Origin of the sequence: Streptomyces canus 299MFChir4.1 (assembly GCF_000383615.1) — a bacterium.
GTDB lineage: Bacteria > Actinomycetota > Actinomycetes > Streptomycetales > Streptomycetaceae > Streptomyces > Streptomyces canus_C.
This window is the reverse complement of record NZ_KB911596.1, coordinates 199982-217782: the sequence shown is the minus strand read 5'-3', so window position 1 is coordinate 217782 and position 17801 is coordinate 199982. Positions and strand designations below refer to the sequence as shown.

Annotated in this window: 14 protein-coding genes, 2 rRNA genes and 1 pseudogene; 10 read left to right on the top strand and 7 right to left on the bottom strand. The window is 70.6% G+C overall.

The annotated features are described in order from the left end of the window. Window positions 1-121: ribosomal RNA gene (locus H293_RS0128895) — 23S ribosomal RNA — on the top strand; the annotation flags it as partial. A gap of 70 nt (window positions 122-191) precedes the next feature. Further along, a 5S ribosomal RNA gene (rrf, locus tag H293_RS0128890) occupies window positions 192-308 on the top strand. Window positions 309-407: 99 nt separating this feature from the next. Here the strand turns inward: rrf and H293_RS0128885 are convergent. From H293_RS0128885 to H293_RS0128865, 5 genes are read right to left on the bottom strand one after another with little or no spacing between them, the layout of a single operon-like run. Continuing rightward, entirely contained in the window at window positions 408-1718 is a 1311-nt protein-coding gene (locus H293_RS0128885; RefSeq protein ID WP_020121307.1) for a DUF58 domain-containing protein, read from the bottom strand. Further along, the gene (locus H293_RS0128880) at window positions 1718-2707 is read right to left on the bottom strand and encodes an AAA family ATPase (RefSeq protein ID WP_020121306.1); all 990 of its coding nucleotides are present in this window, start codon (window positions 2705-2707) and stop codon (window positions 1718-1720) included. The genes H293_RS0128885 and H293_RS0128880 overlap by 1 nt, the downstream gene beginning before the upstream one ends. Further along, window positions 2707-3909 (bottom strand): DUF4350 domain-containing protein, encoded by a 1203-nt coding sequence (locus H293_RS0128875; RefSeq protein ID WP_020121305.1) that lies wholly within the window; start codon window positions 3907-3909, stop codon window positions 2707-2709. The genes H293_RS0128880 and H293_RS0128875 overlap by 1 nt, the downstream gene beginning before the upstream one ends. Beyond that, window positions 3906-4643: a DUF4129 domain-containing protein gene (locus H293_RS0128870; protein ID WP_033415759.1), complete on the bottom strand. Its 738-nt coding sequence runs from the start codon at window positions 4641-4643 to the stop codon at window positions 3906-3908. Before H293_RS0128870 ends, H293_RS0128875 begins: the two co-directional genes overlap by 4 nt. Before the next feature lie 31 nt (window positions 4644-4674). Continuing rightward, entirely contained in the window at window positions 4675-5997 is a 1323-nt protein-coding gene (locus tag H293_RS0128865; protein ID WP_020121303.1) for a DUF7847 domain-containing protein, read from the bottom strand. 140 nt (window positions 5998-6137) lie between these two features. Between H293_RS0128865 and mtnA the strand changes: the two genes are divergently transcribed. The 8 genes and pseudogenes from mtnA to H293_RS0128830 all read left to right on the top strand — a co-directional run bounded on the left by mtnA (window position 6138) and on the right by H293_RS0128830 (window position 15861). After that, window positions 6138-7286: an S-methyl-5-thioribose-1-phosphate isomerase gene (mtnA, locus tag H293_RS0128860; RefSeq protein ID WP_020121302.1), complete on the top strand. Its 1149-nt coding sequence runs from the start codon at window positions 6138-6140 to the stop codon at window positions 7284-7286. Between the two features lie 158 nt (window positions 7287-7444). Beyond that, complete coding sequence (gene mtrA, locus H293_RS0128855; RefSeq protein ID WP_005486885.1) at window positions 7445-8122, top strand: two-component system response regulator MtrA; 678 nt, start codon at window positions 7445-7447, stop codon at window positions 8120-8122. Between the two features lies 1 nt (window position 8123). Next, a complete protein-coding gene (gene mtrB, locus H293_RS0128850) occupies window positions 8124-10193 on the top strand; it encodes an MtrAB system histidine kinase MtrB (RefSeq protein WP_028808280.1) in 2070 nt (689 codons plus the stop codon). Beyond that, window positions 10183-12027: an LpqB family beta-propeller domain-containing protein gene (locus H293_RS0128845; protein ID WP_020121300.1), complete on the top strand. Its 1845-nt coding sequence runs from the start codon at window positions 10183-10185 to the stop codon at window positions 12025-12027. Before mtrB ends, H293_RS0128845 begins: the two co-directional genes overlap by 11 nt. Before the next feature lie 302 nt (window positions 12028-12329). Further along, window positions 12330-12620: pseudogene (locus H293_RS62005) on the top strand (ComF family protein); the annotation flags it as partial. A gap of 660 nt (window positions 12621-13280) precedes the next feature. Then, window positions 13281-13907 (top strand): ComF family protein, encoded by a 627-nt coding sequence (locus H293_RS61705; protein WP_106968433.1) that lies wholly within the window; start codon window positions 13281-13283, stop codon window positions 13905-13907. Between the two features lie 312 nt (window positions 13908-14219). Then, window positions 14220-14912 (top strand): ribosome hibernation-promoting factor, HPF/YfiA family, encoded by a 693-nt coding sequence (gene hpf / locus H293_RS0128835; protein ID WP_020121298.1) that lies wholly within the window; start codon window positions 14220-14222, stop codon window positions 14910-14912. A gap of 202 nt (window positions 14913-15114) precedes the next feature. Beyond that, window positions 15115-15861, top strand: coding sequence for a response regulator (locus H293_RS0128830; RefSeq protein WP_020121297.1), 747 nt, complete (start codon window positions 15115-15117; stop codon window positions 15859-15861). On the opposite strand, the gene H293_RS0128825 is transcribed toward H293_RS0128830, so the two are convergent. Next, complete coding sequence (locus H293_RS0128825) at window positions 15847-17040, bottom strand: winged helix-turn-helix domain-containing protein (RefSeq protein WP_020121296.1); 1194 nt, start codon at window positions 17038-17040, stop codon at window positions 15847-15849. The genes H293_RS0128830 and H293_RS0128825 overlap by 15 nt on opposite strands. A gap of 50 nt (window positions 17041-17090) precedes the next feature. Further along, window positions 17091-17663 carry a GNAT family N-acetyltransferase gene (locus H293_RS0128820; RefSeq protein ID WP_020121295.1) on the bottom strand — a complete coding sequence of 191 codons (573 nt, stop codon included), beginning with the start codon at window positions 17661-17663 and terminating at the stop codon, window positions 17091-17093. Window positions 17664-17801: the final 138 nt, after the last annotated feature.

The window sequence follows — 17801 nt, the reverse complement described above, 5'->3', positions numbered from 1 at the left end:
GAGGACTCCCACCCCCTTGAGGGGTTAAGGCTCCCAGTAGACGACTGGGTTGATAGGCCGGATCTGGAAGCCCAGTAATGGGTGGAGGTGACCGGTACTAATAGGCCGAGGGCTTGTCCTCAGTTGCTCGCGTCCACTGTGTTAGTTCTGAGGCAACGACTGTGTCTTTTTCCGGTCGAACTTCATAGTGTTTCGGTGGTCATAGCGTGAGGGAAACGCCCGGTTACATTCCGAACCCGGAAGCTAAGCCTTACAGCGCCGATGGTACTGCAGGGGGGACCCTGTGGGAGAGTAGGACACCGCCGAGCTCCTTTTAGAGTGGAAAGGCCCACACCTTATGGTGTGGGCCTTTCTGCGTTTTGTGGTTTGTTTCATCTCAGGGGGGCTATGCGCCCCCCTTTTTTTGTTTAGAGGCGCCCGGCTGCTTTCAATGCCAGATAGGCGTCGGCCAGCGCTGGAGCCAGGTCGTCCGGTGTGGCGTCGACGACCGTCACTCCGTGGCGGCGGAGTTGTTCCGCAGTGCGATGGCGTTCCGTCTGGGCTTGGGCGGCGGCCGCGGCCTCGTAGATCGCTTCGGTGTTGCCGCGTGCCGTGGCCATGCGAGCGATGTGAGGATCCGCCACTGAAGCCAGAAGGACCGTGTGCCGTTGGGTGAGCTGAGGAAGTACGGGCAGCAGGCCCTCTTCGATGGGCGCGGCGTCGAGGCTGGTGAGCAGCACGATCAGGGAGCGGCGGGGGGCCGTACGCAGGGCTGTGGCCGTGAGGCCGCGGGCGTTCGTTTCGACGAGTTCGGGTTCGAGGGTGGCCATCGCACCGACCAGCGAGGGGAGCAGGTCGTTGGCTGTTCGGCCTTGGACCAGGGCGCGTACTCCACGGTCGTAGGCGAGGAGGTCCACGCGGTCGCCGGCGCGGGAGGCGAGGGCGGCCAGGAGCAGGGCAGCGTCCATGGAGGCGTCGAGGCGGGGAGCGTCGCCTACGCGTCCTGCCGAGGTGCGGCCGGTGTCGAGGACGACGAGGATGTGGCGGTCGCGTTCGGGGCGCCAGGTGCGTACGGCGACGGAGGTCTGGCGGGCGGTGGCTCGCCAGTCGATGGAACGGGTGTCGTCGCCGGGAACGTATTCGCGCAGGCTGTCGAACTCCGTGCCTTCACCGCGGGTGAGGACGCTGGTGCGGCCGTCCAGCTCGCGCAGGCGGGCGAGCTTTGAGGGGAGGTGCTTTCGGCTGGTGAAGGGGGGCAGGACGCGGACCGTCCAGGGGACCTTGTGGGTGCCCTGGCGGGCGAAGAGCCCGAGGGGGCCGTAGGAGCGAATCGTCACGCGGTCGGCGTGGCGGTCACCGCGGCGGGTGGGGCGTAGGCGAGTGGTGAGGCGTCGGCGTTCGCCGGCCGGGACCGTCAGTCGGTGGCGGGAGGATTCCACCTCCGTGCCGGGCTGCCAACTGCTGGGGGGCCAGGCGTCGCGGAGGTGGGCGCGGAGCGGGCGGCCGGACGGGTTGGTGACCGTGAGGGTGACGTCGGCCGTCTCGCCCAGGCGGGCGGAGGTGTCGCCGGAGCGGGTCAGGCTGAGCCGTCGTACGGGTGCCGCCAGGGCGAAGTCGCAGGCGCAGGCCACTGCCAGGGGGGCGTTGACCGCGAGGATGCCCGTCCAGCTGGGTTCCCAGATGCCGACGGGGAGGGAACCCAGGGCTGCGACAAGTGCGGCGCGTCCGGTGAGGGCCATCAGCGGGGAACCGGGACGTGAGCGAGGATCGCGTTGATGACGGAGTCGGCTGTCACGCCCTCCATCTCGGCCTCCGGGCGCAGTTGTACGCGGTGGCGGAGGGTGGGAAGGGCCAGGGCCTTCACGTCGTCGGGGATGACGTAGTCGCGGCCGGTCAGCCACGCCCACGCGCGCGAGGTGGCCAGGAGGGCGGTGGCGCCGCGTGGGGAGACCCCGAGGGTGAGGGACGGGGACTCGCGGGTGGCGCGGCAGATGTCGACGACGTAAGCGGTGATCTCGGGGGAGACCGTGGTCTTGGCGACCGCTGCGCGGGCGGCTTCGAGATCGGCGGGGCCTGCCACGGAGCGCAGGCCTGCGCCCTTGAGGTCGCGGGGGTTGAAGCCCTCGGCATGGCGGGTGAGGACGTCGATCTCATCCTGGCGGGAAGGGAGCGGGATCGTCAGCTTGAGGAGGAAACGGTCCAGCTGGGCTTCGGGGAGTGGGTAGGTGCCCTCGTACTCCACTGGGTTCTGGGTCGCGGCGACCAGGAACGGGTCGGGGAGCAGGCGCGGGGTGCCGTCGACCGTGACCTGCCGCTCCTCCATGGCCTCCAGGAGGGAGGACTGGGTCTTGGGCGGAGTGCGGTTGATCTCGTCCGCGAGGAGGAGGTTGGTGAAGACAGGGCCGGGCTGGAAGGAGAACTCGGCGCTGCGGGTGTCGTAGACGAGGGAGCCCGTCACATCGCTGGGCATGAGGTCGGGGGTGAACTGGACGCGCTTGGTGTCGAGTTCGAGGGCGGATGCGAGGGCGCGGACGAGCAACGTTTTGGCGACCCCGGGGACTCCTTCTAGTAGTACGTGTCCGCGGCAGAGGAGGGCGACGACAAGACCGGTCACGGCGGGGTCCTGGCCGACCACGGCTTTGGCGATCTCGGCGCGCAGGGCTTCCAGGGAGGCCCGGGCGGCGTCCGGGTCCCCGGTGGTCCCGGCGTTGTCAGTGGTCGGGTCCATCATGAACGGCGTACCTCTCTTTCGAGGGCGTCGAGTTGGTCGGCTAGGGAGATGAGGGCGGCGTCGTCGCCGGGCGGCGGGCCGAAGAGCAGGGAGTGCAGGGACTGTCCGTGTCCTGCGCTGTGGAGATGGGCGGACAGGGCGGGGAGCAGGGCTTCGGGCGCGTGCGCCTGGGCGACGGGGACGCCTGTGAGGGGGGCGAGGCGGGTGCGGGTGGTGGAGCGAAGAGCGGTGGCCGCGCGGTCGCGGGCGTTGGCCTTGCGGTAGAGGCGGGCGCGGCCTTCGACGGTCTCGGAGGCGCGGATCGCCACGGGGAGTTTCTCGGGCACCAGGGGGCCGAGTCGGCGTGCCCTCCACAGGGCGGCGAGAGCTGCCGCGAAGAAGAGCTGAAGTGTGCCCCAGAGCCAGCCCGAGGGGAGCAGGTCGAGGAAGCCCTTTTCCTCGCCCGGGTCGGTGGCGGAGGAGTCGGACAGCGAGGGGAGGTACCAGACCAGATGGGGGCGGGAGCCGAGGAGTTGGAGGGCGAGCGAGGCGTTGCCCCGCTCGTCGAGGGTGTCGTTGTAGAGGATGTCGGGCGCGCCGAGTACGACGGTGTCGCCGTCCCCGGAGGCCGCCGGGACACGTACGAGGGTGGGCAGGCGCTCGCTGGGGTAGCACTCGTCGTTGCCGGGGTGGGTGACGGTGTAGCGGATGCCGCCGGTGTCGGCGGTGCCCGCGCGCTGAGCCGCAGACAGGCCGCAGTCGGGGGAGAGCGTCGAGTCGAGGCTGGTGGCGGGGTCCGCGACGACGCCGGGGGCCAGTCGCTCGACGGACCAGCTGCTGGCGGCGACGAGGACAGTACGGCCGCCGGAGTCGGCGGTCGCGGAGCGCAGGCTGCTCTGCTGGCGGTGCGTCAGGAGGTCGGGTACGGCGACCAGGAGCGTGGTGTCGGGGCCGGCTGCGGCGCGTGCCTCGTCCAGGGTGGTGACCACGCGGGTGTCGACGCCTCGGTCGGCGAGGAGTTCGGCGACGGCGCGGCTGCCGTAGGGATCCGCGGAGCGCGGGTCGAGGCTGCCGTGGCGTTCGGTGGAGCGGATCGCCGCGATCGCCACGGCCGCGACGAGGAGCAGCACCAGGGCGAGCACGATGCCTCGCGCGCGGGTCCACACCTGGCGGGCGGTGGGCGAGGCCGAGGTGGACGGGAGCGTGGCCTCGGTGGTCATTCGGCGGCTCCCCGGCGGGCGTTGTGGTCCGCGGTGTGGCTGCTGTCGGTGCTGGTCGTGCCGCTCGTGCTGTTCGCGAGGACCGGCTTGGTGCGTTCCAGGGCGCGGTCGAGTTCGGTGATGCGGTCGTACGACTGCTCGGTCGCGGCCCGGCCGCCGTACGTGACGTCGTCGAAGTCCCGGGCCGCGGAGCGCAGCCGGTCCGTGTGGGAGGGCAGGGCGCGGCCCGCTTCCGCGGCGGCCTCGTCCGCGGTGCGGCCGGGACGGACGTCGAGGAGGGCGCGCTCCTCCAGGGAGCGGACGATCGCGCGCATGCGCTCCTGTACGGCCTGGTTCCAGTGGCCCTGGGCCGCGTGTGCCTCCGCGGCCGCGCGGTGGTCGGCGGCGCTGCGGGGGCGGTCGTCGAACAGGGCGGCGGAGGAGGCGGGCACGCGGCCCGGGGTGCCCAGTCGCCACCACAGCGCGCCCACCACCAGGACGATCGCGGCAATGACGACGACCAGGCCGAGTGCTCCGCCCGGGGTCGCCGACGAGGCCGCGTTGAACAGCTTGCCGACCCAGTCCCAGAACGCGTTGAGTGCGCGCTGGAACCAGCTGGGGTCGTTCTCGTGGTACATGCGCTTGGACAGCTCGCGGCGGGCCGCCTCCCGCGCGGGGTCGCGCGGGATCGTCAGCGGCGGTTCGTCGTCGGACCGTGCCAGTGACAGCACGAAGGTGTCGACGGCGCGCAGCATCGTGAGCACTCCCCCCGGAAGGTTCACCGCATCAGCTCCCGGTAGTGGGGCGGGTGCCGTAGTCCTGGACGCCGGCCGCGCGGGCCAGTTCGAGATCGAGGGCTTCGCGGCGGATGCGCTGGTCGATGTAGAGGAGCACGGTGACGCCCGCCGTGATCGGGAAGGTGATCATGGAGCCGATCACCGAGCCGACGCCGCTGATGATGAGGAACGTCCAGCCGAGGTCGCCGGTGCCGTTGACGAAGCCGCCGACACCCTCGCCGCTGAGCGCCGCGGCGAGGAAGGTGAAGGGGATGACGACGATCGCCGCGACGATGTTCGCGATGATCCCGGCCAGCAGCTGGATGCCGAGGACCCGCCACCAGGAGCCGCGGACCAGCTTCGTGGAGCGGCTCATCGACTTCACGATGCTCTGCTTCTCCAGCATCAGCGCGGGCGAGGCCAGGGAGAAGCGGATCATCAGCCACACCGCGACGACGGCGGCACCGAGGACGCCGAGGATCGCGAGGGCGATACCGCCGCCGTTCGAGCCCGCGGCGGCCACGAGGATGCCGGGCAGTGCCCCGACGGCGAGCACGCCGAAGGTGATGAGCAGCAGCAGGAAGATCAGGCCGAACAGCCTGGGCACCTGCGGGCGGGCGTCGCGCCATGCCTCCCCGGTGGTGACCGGCCTGCCGAGCACGGCCCGGCTGGTGACGGTCGTCAGCAGCGCGGTGGCGGCGACCGTACCGATGAGGGAGATCAGGAAGACGACGGTGGTGCCGAGCATGGTCTCGCCCAGGGCGTGGGTCAGCTCGTCGGCACTGGCGCTGGGGTCGTTAAGAGCCTCGGTTCCCGCGCTGTCGTTCAGGACGAAGCCCTGGAGCAGGATGACGAGGACCTGGGTCACGACGGCGACGGTCAGCGAGATGCCGAGGACGGTGCGCCAGTAGGTGCGCATGGTGGAGACCGCGCCGTCGAGGATCTCGCCCACACCGAGGGGGCGCAGGGGGATCACGCCGGGCTTGGCCGCGGGCGGGGGGCCGCCCCAGCCGCCGTAGCCGCCGCCCCAGCCCGGGGGAGGGCTGTAGCCTCCGGGCGGGCCGGCGGGGGGCTGCGTTCCCCAGCCAGAGCCGGGAGGCGGGGGCGGAGGGGCCTGGCCGGGAGCGGCGGGGCCTGTGGGGGCGGACCACTGCCCGGGTGGCGGCTGCTCCTGCGACCACTTGGAGTCGGCGTCCTGCGGGTTGTTCTCCGGCTGCTGCGCGGGCTGTGCGGTGTCGGGCCCGGCGGCGGGCTCGGCGGGACCGGACGTGCCGGGCTCGTGCCCGTCGGACGGGGCGGATCCGGGCGAGGCCCAGCCCGGAGTGTCGTTCATCGTCGCTCCTTCACGGTGCCCGTCCGCGGGCGCGGCGGCAGGTTGGCAGCCATCGTGCCATGGGGTGGTCGGCGAGTGACCAGCCGCGGTATGGGCTGCACACCTTCAATACTCCGGCTGACAAGGGGCAGACTGATCGCATGGCTGATCAGTACGTGCAATCCGGCGAGGACAGCAAGCCCACCGAGATACCGGCGATCCGCTGGGACGAGCCACCTGAAGGCCCCGTGCTGGTGCTTCTCGACCAGACGAGGCTGCCGGCCGAGGAGGTGGAACTGGTCTGTACGGATGCGTCCGCGCTGGTGGAGGCGATCCGTTCGCTTGCCGTGCGCGGGGCGCCGTTGCTCGGCATCGCGGGGGCCTACGGTGTCGCGCTCGCCGCCGCGCGCGGGTTCGACGTGGACGAGGCGGCGGCCGTGCTGGCGGGCGCGCGTCCGACCGCGGTGAACCTCGCTGTCGGGGTGCGCAGAGCCGAGGCCGCCTACCGGGCCGAGCTCGGCAAGAGCGGCGACCAGGAACTGGCGGCCGGGGCGGCGCTGGCGGCGGCGCGCAGGCTGCACGCGGAGGACGCGGCGGCCAGTGCGGCGATGGCCGAGCGCGGGCTGGCGCTGCTGGACGAGCTGCTGCCGGGCGGCGGACACCGGATCCTGACCCACTGCAACACCGGTTCGCTGGTGTCGGGCGGTGAGGGGACGGCCTTCGCGGTGGCGCTCGCGGCTCACCGGGCGGGGCGGCTGCGGCGGCTGTGGGTGGACGAGACGCGTCCGCTGCTCCAGGGCGCGCGGCTGACGGCGTACGAGGCGGCGCGCAGCGGGATGGCGTACACCTTGCTGACCGACAACGCGGCGGGCTCGCTGTTCGCGGCCGGGGAGGTGGACGCGGTGCTGATCGGGGCCGACCGGATCGCGGCCGACGGCTCGGTGGCGAACAAGGTGGGGAGCTATCCGCTGGCGGTGCTCGCGCGGTATCACCATGTGCCGTTCATCGTGGTGGCGCCGGTGACCACGGTGGATCCGGACACCCCGGACGGGGCGTCGATCGAGGTGGAGCAGCGGGCCGGGCACGAGGTGACCGAGCTCGCGGCGCCTCAGGTGCCGGTGGCCGGCGCGGAGGCGGGCGGCGGGATTCCGGTGGCGCCGCTGGGGACGCAGGCGTACAACCCGGCCTTCGATGTGACACCTCCGGAGCTGGTGACGGCGATCGTCACGGAGGAGGGCGTGGTGTCGCCGGTGACGGCCGAGGCCCTTGCCGAGTTGTGCGCCAGGTCCCGGGAGGTGACGATCAGCTGAAGTGGATGGAGTGGCCACGTATTCCGGCTGACATCCGCGGCTGTCCCCACTGCGGCGGTCGAGGCAGACAGTGATGGTCCAGTACGACTAAGGTCACTGGTCGGTGAGCTGTCTCACCACTGCCTTCACCACTGTTATGAGAATGGGATGATGTCTTTATGAAGGGACGAGTCCTTGTCGTCGACGACGACACCGCACTTGCCGAGATGTTGGGCATCGTGCTGCGTGGTGAAGGTTTTGAGCCGTCTTTCGTAGCCGACGGTGACAAGGCGCTGGCCGCGTTCCGTGAGGCCAAACCGGATCTGGTGCTGCTGGATCTGATGCTGCCCGGGCGGGACGGTATCGAGGTGTGCCGTCTGATCAGGGCGGAGTCCGGGGTGCCGATCGTGATGCTGACGGCCAAGAGCGACACGGTGGATGTCGTCGTGGGGCTGGAGTCCGGCGCCGACGACTACATCGTGAAGCCGTTCAAGCCGAAGGAGCTCGTGGCCCGGATCCGGGCGCGGCTTCGGAGGTCGGAGGAGCCGGCTCCCGAGCAGCTCGCCATCGGCGACCTGGTCATCGACGTGGCCGGGCACTCCGTGAAGCGGGAAGGGCAGTCGATCGCGCTGACACCGCTGGAGTTCGACCTGCTGGTCGCGCTCGCGCGCAAGCCGTGGCAGGTGTTCACGCGTGAGGTGCTCCTGGAGCAGGTGTGGGGCTATCGGCACGCCGCCGACACCCGGCTCGTCAACGTGCATGTACAGCGGCTGCGCTCCAAGGTCGAGAAGGACCCGGAGCGGCCCGAGATCGTGGTGACCGTCCGTGGTGTGGGGTACAAGGCAGGACCCAGCTGACATGTCCGGAGACAGTGCCGCGTCGTCGCCCCGGCGGACCGGGGCGGACGCGGGGCGGCCTGTCGGGCGGAAGTCGGCGGGTTCCCGCTGGGGACGTTTCGTGGAGGGCGGCCTGCTCCAGGGCGGAGTCCAGGGAAGCCCTGTCCTGAGGCTCCTCATGCGCTGGGTGCGCAGGCCGCTGCTGCCCGTGATGCGGCTGTGGCGGCGCAACATCCAGCTCAAGGTCGTCGCCACGACCCTGCTGATGTCGCTCGGCGTGGTCCTCCTGCTGGGCTTCGTCGTCATCGGGCAGGTGCGCAACGGACTCCTCGACGCCAAGGTCAAGGCGTCTCAGAGCCAGGCCACCGGAGGGTTCGCGGTGGCCAAGCAGAAGGCGGAGGAGGCCGACGCCGGGACCGACGACACGGCCGCGTCGGACGGTCAGTCCGACCAGTTCGTCATCGAGTGGATGAGTAATCTCGTCTACTCCCTCTCCAGCGGCGGTCAGGGCGCCTTCGACGTGGTGACCCTGCCCGTGGGCGGTGACAGCGGGAGCGGGCGCGGCCCGCGTGCCTCGGGCGACGTCGACCCGACGGCCAGCGTCCCCGAGGCTCTGCGCGAGAAGATCGACGACAGTACGACTGCCGCCCAGAGCTACACCCGCATCGTCTACGACCCCTACCAGGAGCCCCAGCCGGCCCTGGTCATCGGCAAGCAGGTCAACGACCCCAACGGCGACCCGTACCAGCTGTACTACCTCTTCCCGCTCACCCAGGAGGAGAAGTCGCTCAGCCTGGTCAAGGGGACCCTGGCGACCGCCGGGCTCTTCGTCGTCGTACTCCTCGGAGCGATCGCCTGGCTCGTGGTGCGGCAGGTCGTCACGCCGGTGCGGATGGCGGCCGGGATCGCCGAGCGGCTGTCCGCCGGGCGGCTCCAGGAGCGGATGAAGGTCACCGGCGAGGACGACATCGCGCGGCTCGGCGAGGCCTTCAACAAGATGGCGCAGAACCTTCAGCTGAAGATCCAGCAGTTGGAGGACCTGTCGCGGATGCAGCGGCGGTTCGTATCGGACGTGTCGCACGAGCTTCGGACACCGCTGACGACCGTGCGGATGGCCGCCGACGTCATCCATGACGCGCGCGAGGACTTCGATCCGATGACCGCTCGGTCGGCCGAGCTGCTCGCCGACCAGCTGGACCGGTTCGAGACGCTGCTCGCGGATCTGCTGGAGATCAGCCGGTTCGACGCGGGCGCGGCCGCGCTGGAGGCCGAGCCGATAGACCTCAGGGACGTCGTACGGCGCGTGGTCGGCGGGGCCGCGCCGCTTGCCGAGCGCAAGGGCTCGACGGTCCGGATCGTGGGTGACCAGCAGCCTGTCATAGCCGAGGCCGACGCCCGGCGGGTGGAGCGGGTGCTGCGCAATCTCGTCGTCAACGCCGTCGAGCACGGCGAGGGCAAGGACGTCGTCGTCAAGCTGGCTTCGGCGGGCGGGGCGGTCGCGATCGCGGTGCGCGACTACGGCGTCGGCCTCAAGCCCGGCGAGGCCACGCGCGTGTTCAGCCGCTTCTGGCGGGCCGACCCGGCACGCGCGCGTACCACCGGCGGTACCGGGCTGGGGCTGTCCATCGCCCTGGAGGACGCGCGGCTGCACGGCGGCTGGCTGCAGGCGTGGGGTGAGCCGGGTGGCGGTTCGCAGTTCCGGCTGACGTTGCCGAGGACGGCCGACGAGCCGCTGCGGGGCTCGCCGATACCGCTGGAGCCCAAGGACTCGCGCCGCAATCGTGGACTGGATGACGCCGGTCTGCCGCGTGGGGGCGGCGACAAGACGGCCACCGTGCCGGCTCAGCCGATGGGCGACCAAGTGACCTCGCGGGATCCGATAGCGCCCAGGTCGGCCACCGTGGCACCCACGGCGGATCCGACGGCGTTGCCGGGCAACGGCGCGCGCGTGGTGCCCCGGCCGTCGTCGAGTGCGCCACGGCCGGACAGCTCTTCGGGCGGGCACACGCCAGGCGGTGGGACCGCCGGCCGTCCGGACGCCGGGTCACAGGAGTCGTACGAACAGCAGGGGGAGGCCTTCCGTGGACGCTGACCGCGAGGGGCGCGGCTGGCGCACGCCGGGGCGGACCGTGGCGTACGCCGCCTGTGGCGTCGTACTGCTGGCGGGGTGTGCCTCCATGCCGGACAGCGGGGATCTGCGCGGGGTCGACTCCACGGCGCGGCAGGACACGCCGGTGCGAGTCTTCGCGATGCCGCCGCGGGAGGACGCCGAGCCCACGGACATCGTGCAGGGCTTTCTCGAAGCGTTGACCAGCGACGATCCGAACTACGAGACGGCCCGCAAGTACCTGACCCCGAGTGCGGCGAAGCAGTGGCAGCCGGGGCTGTCCACCACGGTCCTCGACGACGGACCCGGTGCGGACGTGGTGCCGCCCGTGGACCGGGAGCAGAGCGACGACAAGTCGTTCACTCTGGTCGGCACCAAGGTGGCGGTGGTGGACGCGCAGCAGTCGTACTCGCCGGCATCGGGCGAGTACCGGGAGACCGTGCACCTCGTCCACGACAAGAAGACCAAGCAGTGGCGGATCGACAGCCCTCCGCGCGGTGTCGTCATGGGCAGGTCGGACTTCCAGCGGAACTACGTGTCCGTCAATAAGTACTACTTCGCGTCGAACACCAGGGCGGTGACGGCTCCGCAGACCGTGGCGGTCGCCGACCCCGTGTATGTGCGCGAGCGCGTGGACCCCATGACGCAGTTGGTGCGCTCCCTGCTCAGCGGGCCGACGACCTGGCTCGATCCCGTCGTCAGGACGAGTTTTCCCACCGGCACGGCCCTCAGGATCGGCGTCTCCTCGCTGGCTCCCGACGACCGGAGCACGCTGACGGTGCCGCTCAACGACAAGGCCGAGCACGTCGGTGCGGACCAGTGCAAGGCGATGGCGGCCCAACTGCTGTTCACCCTGCAGGGCCTCACCCCTGCCGTGGACGAGGTCGAGCTGCAGGCGGGCGGCAGGCAGTTGTGCTCCGCCGCCGAGACCGACGCCAACGGGGACGCCACGCGCGGATCCGTCGAGAAGCCCGAGTTCCTGTACTTCGTGAACGGCGAGCACCGGCTCGTACGGGTCTCGGCGGAGCCGGACGGCAGCGGTACGAAGGCCCAGCCGGTGGCGGTGCCCGGAGCGCTGGGCGAAGGCGACAAGGATCTGCGGTCGGTGGCCGTCTCGCGTGACGAGCACACGGCGGCCGGTGTCGGCCTCGACGGCAAGGCGCTGTACGTAGGGTCGCTGGTGTCGGGCGGGTCGCTCGGAGAGCCGGTGCTGGTCAGCAGCGGCAAGACGACCGGGGACCGGCTGACCACGCCGAGCTGGGACACCGAGGGCGATCTGTGGGTGGCCGACCGGAACCCCGTCGATCCGCGGCTGCTGCTGTTCAAGGAGGGCGCGGGCAAGCCGCTGGAGGTGGAGACTCCGGGGCTCGACGGGCGTATCAGGGACCTGCGGGTGGCCGCAGACGGGGTGCGGATCGCCCTCGTCGTGGAGAAGGGCGGCAAGCAGTCGCTGTTCATCGGGCGGATCGAGCGGGAGGGCAGGACCGGGGACCCTCAGAGCGTCTCGGTGCGGGAGCTGCGCTCCACGACACCGGACCTTGAGGAGGTCACGACCATGTCCTGGGCCGGCGACAGCAGGCTCGTGGTGGTCGGGCGCGAGCAGGGCGGCGTGCAGCAGACGCGCTACGTCCAGGTCGACGGCTCCACTCCGGAGGGGCCGCCGCCGGCCGCGCTCACGGGTGTGAAGGAGCTCGCGGCGTCCGAGGACGCCGACATGCCCCTCGTCGCCTACTCGGAGGACGGGATCGTACGGCTGCCGTCCGGGGCGCAGTGGCAGAAGGTGGACGCGGACGGGACGGCGCCGGTCTATCCGGGCTGAGGTGACGGGACCGCCCTGTCGGGAGCGGCCGCTTTTGCCGGGGCGAGGTCCCGGCGAGGGTGGCCGCTTTTGTTCTGGGGCGGGTGGGGATTCATGGCCTGCGGCGGTTCGGATTCGCCAGCGGGGCGGGTCGGAATCGTCGTACGGGGTTGATTCGCGGGCCGTGTGCGCGGTCTGCCGGTTCGCTGTATAGGGCCGGTAATTGTGGTGGGAACTGTTGTTCGCGCCCCGGGCCAGGGTTTTCCACAGGGAGTTATCCACAGGGGTGGTCTGTCGGCTTCGGCGTTGGCACAGTGGTGGGCATGCGGGGGTGGTGGCAGGACCTCACCGATCTGGTGCTGCCGGCCGAGTGTGGAGGCTGCGGGAAGCCTCGCACGGCGCTCTGTCCGGAGTGCCGTGCCGCCTTGTACGGGGCCGCGCCGAGCCGGGTGCGACCGGTGCCGGAGCCGCCCGGACTGCCGGTCGTGCACGCGGCGGCTCGGTATGCGGATTCGGTACGGGCGGTGTTGCTGGCCCACAAGGAGAGGGGGGCAATGGGCCTTGCGGGCCCGCTCGGTACGGCTCTGGCGGGGGCTGTGTGGGCGAGCGTGCGGGAGGTGTGTGAGCCGGGGGGTGAGGTATCGGCGTGGGAGTGGCCTTGGGGGGCCTGGGAGCAGGGTTGTGGGGCCTCGGTCGGGCGTGGTGGGGAGTTGGAGGGGGGTGGACCTGCTGGGTGCGGCACGGGGGGCCTTGACGGGGCGGAGGCTGGTGGGGCGGACACGTCTGTGGGGCGGGCTGGTGGGGCGGGGACGTTTGTGGACTCTGCCCGGGGGGCGGGTGCGTGCATGGCCTCTGTCGGCGGGGCCGGGTGGTCGTGGGCGGTAGGTGGGACAGGTGAAGTAGCTTTGGCCGGGATCCGGGACGGGGCAGGTGTCGAGGCGGCCTGGGACAGGGTCGGCCGTGCCTCTGGTGTAGACGCCTTGGGCAGCGGCAGGGGTAAGGGCAGCGGAGTGCCGGGGGCAGAGACCCTAGCCGCACGTGGCTTGTCGGGGGGTGAGTCGTTGGGCGGAACCGCAACCGGCACCGGGACCGGTGGCCCGAGGCCGGGTGTGTGCGCTCGTGGGGGATGGGAGGAAGACGGGATCGGTGTGCCCGTCTTGCTCGTTCCTGTGCCGTCCGCGCGGCGGGCGGTTCGGGCCAGGGGGCATGATCCGACGCGGCGGATCGCCCTTGCTGCAGCGGGAGAGCTGCGGCGGGCGGGGATGGCGGCGCGGGTGGTCGCCGTCCTGCGGCAGCGGCGGGGGGTGGCCGACCAGTCGGGGCTCAACTCCCGGCAGCGGCTGGACAATCTCGCGGGCGCGCTGACCGTGATTCCCGGTGGCGGACGGCTTCTGGCCGAGGGGCTGGTGGTGCTGGTCGACGACCTGATGACGACGGGAGCGTCCCTGACCGAGGCGGCGCGGGCTGTCCAGGAGGCGCGGGCTGGCGAGCTTCGGGCGGCGAGGGCTCGGGAGAACCGGGCGGTGGGCGCTCGGGAGAGCATCGCTCGCCGCGGTGAACGGACGACCGCCGGACACCGTGATCATCGACAACAGGGACAAGGAGAGCGCAGCGGTCCTCGGTCGCTGGGAACGGACGGATGCCATGGCGAACGGCGGCAGGACGGAAGCGGGCGCCGTGGTGGACGAGTGGTGGCCGGATGCGGCGATGATCCGACGGTCCTCGTGTACACCGCGGCAACTCGGGAAGGCATGGGGGAACGGATGGTCGCAGTGACGGAGGAGGACACGGACCGGGAGCGCTGCGTGGCGACAACGGCGGGCGCCGGGGGAGTGCGTGACGTCGTCTGTGCGGCCGTGGTCGCGGCGTCGCCGGATTCCTTCGAAATAAACCGGAACTGACTGTGTAGTTGCATCGTTGCAGGTTACGAGAGGATCAATTCACCTGAACGGAGGTACACCGCGGTAGAGGGTGACGACATCCGTCCAGGCGAGATATGTTCGGTTGTGAGAGAAAGGCGCAGGCCACACCTCGCAGATCCGAATGCCGTGCCCGCGGGATTTCCACCATCACCCGCGACGGTGGAATGGAGATCTTGCCCGCGGGGGAGGAGGTGGACGTCACCGAGTCCGAGGTTCCGGGGCTCACCGGAGCCTGGTGCAAAAGGGAGATGCTCCGCATCGAGGCGGAGCGATCCGGGAACGGAGTTCTGCGTGGACATCGTCGTCAAGGGCCGCAAGACCGAGGTGCCCGAGCGGTTCCGCAAGCACGTGGCCGAGAAGCTGAAGCTGGAGAAGATCCAGAAGCTCGATGGCAAGGTGATCAGCCTCGACGTCGAGGTGTCCAAGGAGCCGAACCCCCGACAGGCCGACCGCTGTGACCGAGTGGAGATCACGCTCCGCTCCCGCGGTCCGGTGATCCGGGCGGAAGCGGCAGCCAGCGACCCGTATGCGGCACTTGACTTGGCGGCGGAGAAGCTGGACGCCCGGCTTCGCAAGGAGCACGACAAGCGCCACACGCGCAGGGGCGCACGGCGGCTCACGGCAGCTGAGGTCCCCGACCACGTTCCGGACGCGGCGACGCTCAACGGCAACGGCCACCCCGTCCACGAGGAAGACTCGGACGGCGTGCCCGTCAAGAAGATCGGCTCGCTGGAGATCAAGGGTGAAGGTCCCCTCGTCGTCCGTGAGAAGACCCACGTCGCCTCCCCGATGACCCTCGACCAGGCGCTCTACGAGATGGAACTGGTCGGGCACGACTTCTATCTGTTCGTCGACTCCGAGACCAAGGAACCGAGTGTCGTCTACCGGCGGCACGCCTATGACTACGGCGTCATCCACCTGAGCACGGACCCGATGGTCGCCCGGGCGCACTCTCCCGCGGCCGGCGACACGACGGGCAGCTGACCCTCCCGGATGACAGCTGAGCCGGTGCCCCTGGAGCGCGTGTGCGCCCCCAGGGGCACCCGCGTGCGACCACTTCGCGCCCCGCTCTGTCACCTCACTGTCGTCTGGGCATGAAATCATGGCCCCACCGGCCCAACCGGTGGGTCGTTGCCTTGGGTTGGCGATGGCACAGGATCAGCCACAGCCTTCAGGGGGAGGAACGATGGCGGACAGCTTCGGACCGCTGCACGGCGCGGACGCCGGCGACGGTGTCGTCGGCATGGGCGCGGACACGGGCTCTCCACGCAAGGAGCCGATCCGGGTTCTCGTCGTGGACGACCACGCTCTCTTCCGGCGCGGACTGGAGATCGTGCTCGCGGCCGAGGAGGACATCCAGGTCGTGGGGGAGGCGGGCGACGGCGCCGAGGCCGTCGACAAGGCCGCCGACCTGCTGCCGGACATCGTTCTGATGGACGTGCGGATGCCCAAGAGGGGCGGGATCGAGGCCTGCACCTCCATCAAGGAAGTGGCACCCAGCGCCAAGATCATCATGTTGACGATCAGCGATGAGGAAGCCGACCTCTACGACGCGATCAAGGCGGGCGCGACCGGATATCTCCTCAAGGAGATCTCGACGGACGAGGTGGCCACCGCCATTCGCGCCGTGGCCGACGGACAGTCGCAGATCAGCCCTTCCATGGCGTCGAAACTGCTCACCGAGTTCAAGTCGATGATCCAGCGGACGGACGAGCGCCGTCTCGTGCCGGCCCCGCGGCTGACCGACCGTGAGCTGGAGGTTCTCAAGCTCGTCGCCACCGGGATGAACAACCGCGACATCGCGAAGGAGTTGTTCATCTCCGAGAACACCGTGAAGAACCATGTGCGCAACATCCTGGAGAAGCTGCAGCTGCACTCCAGGATGGAGGCGGTGGTCTACGCGATGCGGGAGAAGATCCTAGAGATCCGCTAGTGCCTTCACGAGGGGCTCGCGCAGGTCCGGTGAGTCCACCCGCTCGACCCGGATGTCCGTGCAGTCCACCCAGCTCGCCGCCTCGACCAGGGCCTGGGCGACCGCCGGGAGCGCCTTCGGGCCGTCCACAGTGACCTGCCTGGCCACCAGCGTGCTCCCCTCCCGGGCCGGGTCCACGCGGCCGACGAGACGGCCACCGGCCAGCACCGGCATCGCGAAATAGCCGTAGACCCGCTTGGGCTTGGGGACGTACGCCTCCAGGCGGTGGGTGAAGCCGAAGATCCGCTCCGTGCGCGCGCGTTCCCAGATCAGGGAGTCGAACGGGGACAGCAGAGTGGTGCGGTGGCGCCCGCGCGGTGCTGTCTCCAGAGCGGCGGGATCGGCCCAGGCAGGCTTGCCCCAGCCCTCGACCGTCACCGGCACCAGACCCGAGTCGGCGATCACCGCGTCGACCTGTTCGCCCCTGAGGCGGTGGTAGTCGGCGATGTCCGCGCGGGTGCCGACGCCCAGCGCCTGGCCGGCGAGACCGACCAGGCGACGCACGCACTCGGTGTCGTCCAGCTCGTCGTGGAGCAGGTCGGCGGGCACGGCGCGCTCCGCGAGGTCGTACACGCGCTTCCAGCCGCGGCGCTCCACGCAGACCACCTCGCCGTACATCAGGGCACGCTCGACGGCGACCTTGGTGCCCGACCAGTCCCACCACTCGCTGGTCTTCTTCGCGCCGCCCAACTCTGTTGCGGTGAGGGGGCCTTCGGTGCGGAGCTGCTTGATGACCTGGTCATAGGTGCCGTCCGGGAGCTGGTGGTTCCAGTGCGGGCGGCTGCGGTAGGCACGGCGGCGGAAGGCGAAGTGGGGCCATTCCTCGATGGGGAGGATGCACGCCGCGTGCGACCAGTATTCGAAAGCGTGGGGTCGGTCCGGAGACGCGCCGAGGGGAGTGGTCGTCCAGTAGGCGGCCTCCACGCTCTTGCGGCCCACCGCACCGAGACGGGCGTACGGGATCAGCTCGTGGGAGCGGGCGAGGACCGAGATGGTGTCGAGCTGGACCGCGCCGAGGTGACGGAGGACGCCGCGGACTCCGGCCCGGCGGTCGGGGGTGCCGAGGAAGCCCTGGGCGCGCAGCACGATGCGGCGGGCCTCGTCGGCCGAGAGGTCGGTGGTGGGAGGCGCAGTCGTCATGGGTCCGAACGATAGAGGCCGGCACTGACAACGGGAGGTGAGCTGCGGATCTACGGAGCCGCGGGGAGGTACTGCAACGTGGACGGCAGGCCCAGGTCCGAGGGCAGCAGCGCACCTACCCAGCAGTCCCGGCGCACGCCCTGGTGGGCGAGGCCGGAGCGCAGGACGCCCTCGACGACGAAACCGGCGCGTTCCGCCACCGCGAGGGAGGGCTGGTTGCCCACTTCCGCGCGCCACTCCACTCGGTCGATCGACAGCCGCGTGAACGCCCAGCGGGAGGCGGCGCGCACCGCTTCGGTGACGTAGCCGTTTCCGCGGTGTTCCTTGGTGGCCCAGTAGCCGATCTCGGCCGTGCCCGGCGAGCGCATGGTCAGGCCCAGCATGCCGACCAGGTCCTCCCCTTCGGGGAGGAAGAGACCCCAGGTGAACAGCGTGTCGTTCGCCCAGCCTGTCGGGGCCAGTTGTTCCGTGAAGCTCTGGGCGTGCTCCACCAGGTAGGGCGAGGGGATCGTGGTCCAGCGCAGGATGTCGGGGTCCTGCACGGCCGCGAGGACGGTCTCGGTGTCCCGCGGAGTGGGCGGCCGCAGCAGGAGACGGTCCGTGGTCAGCGTGACGGGTTCCATCGGCCGATTCTGCTCAGGTGTTCGGTGAAGACGCCATCGGTTTCGCTGTGAGTGAGCGAGTGATCACAATTCGCGCAATTCGTGAGCGGGGCGCGGCACCATCGGCGTTCCCCCTCCGTTGTCCCCTTTGAAGCAGAT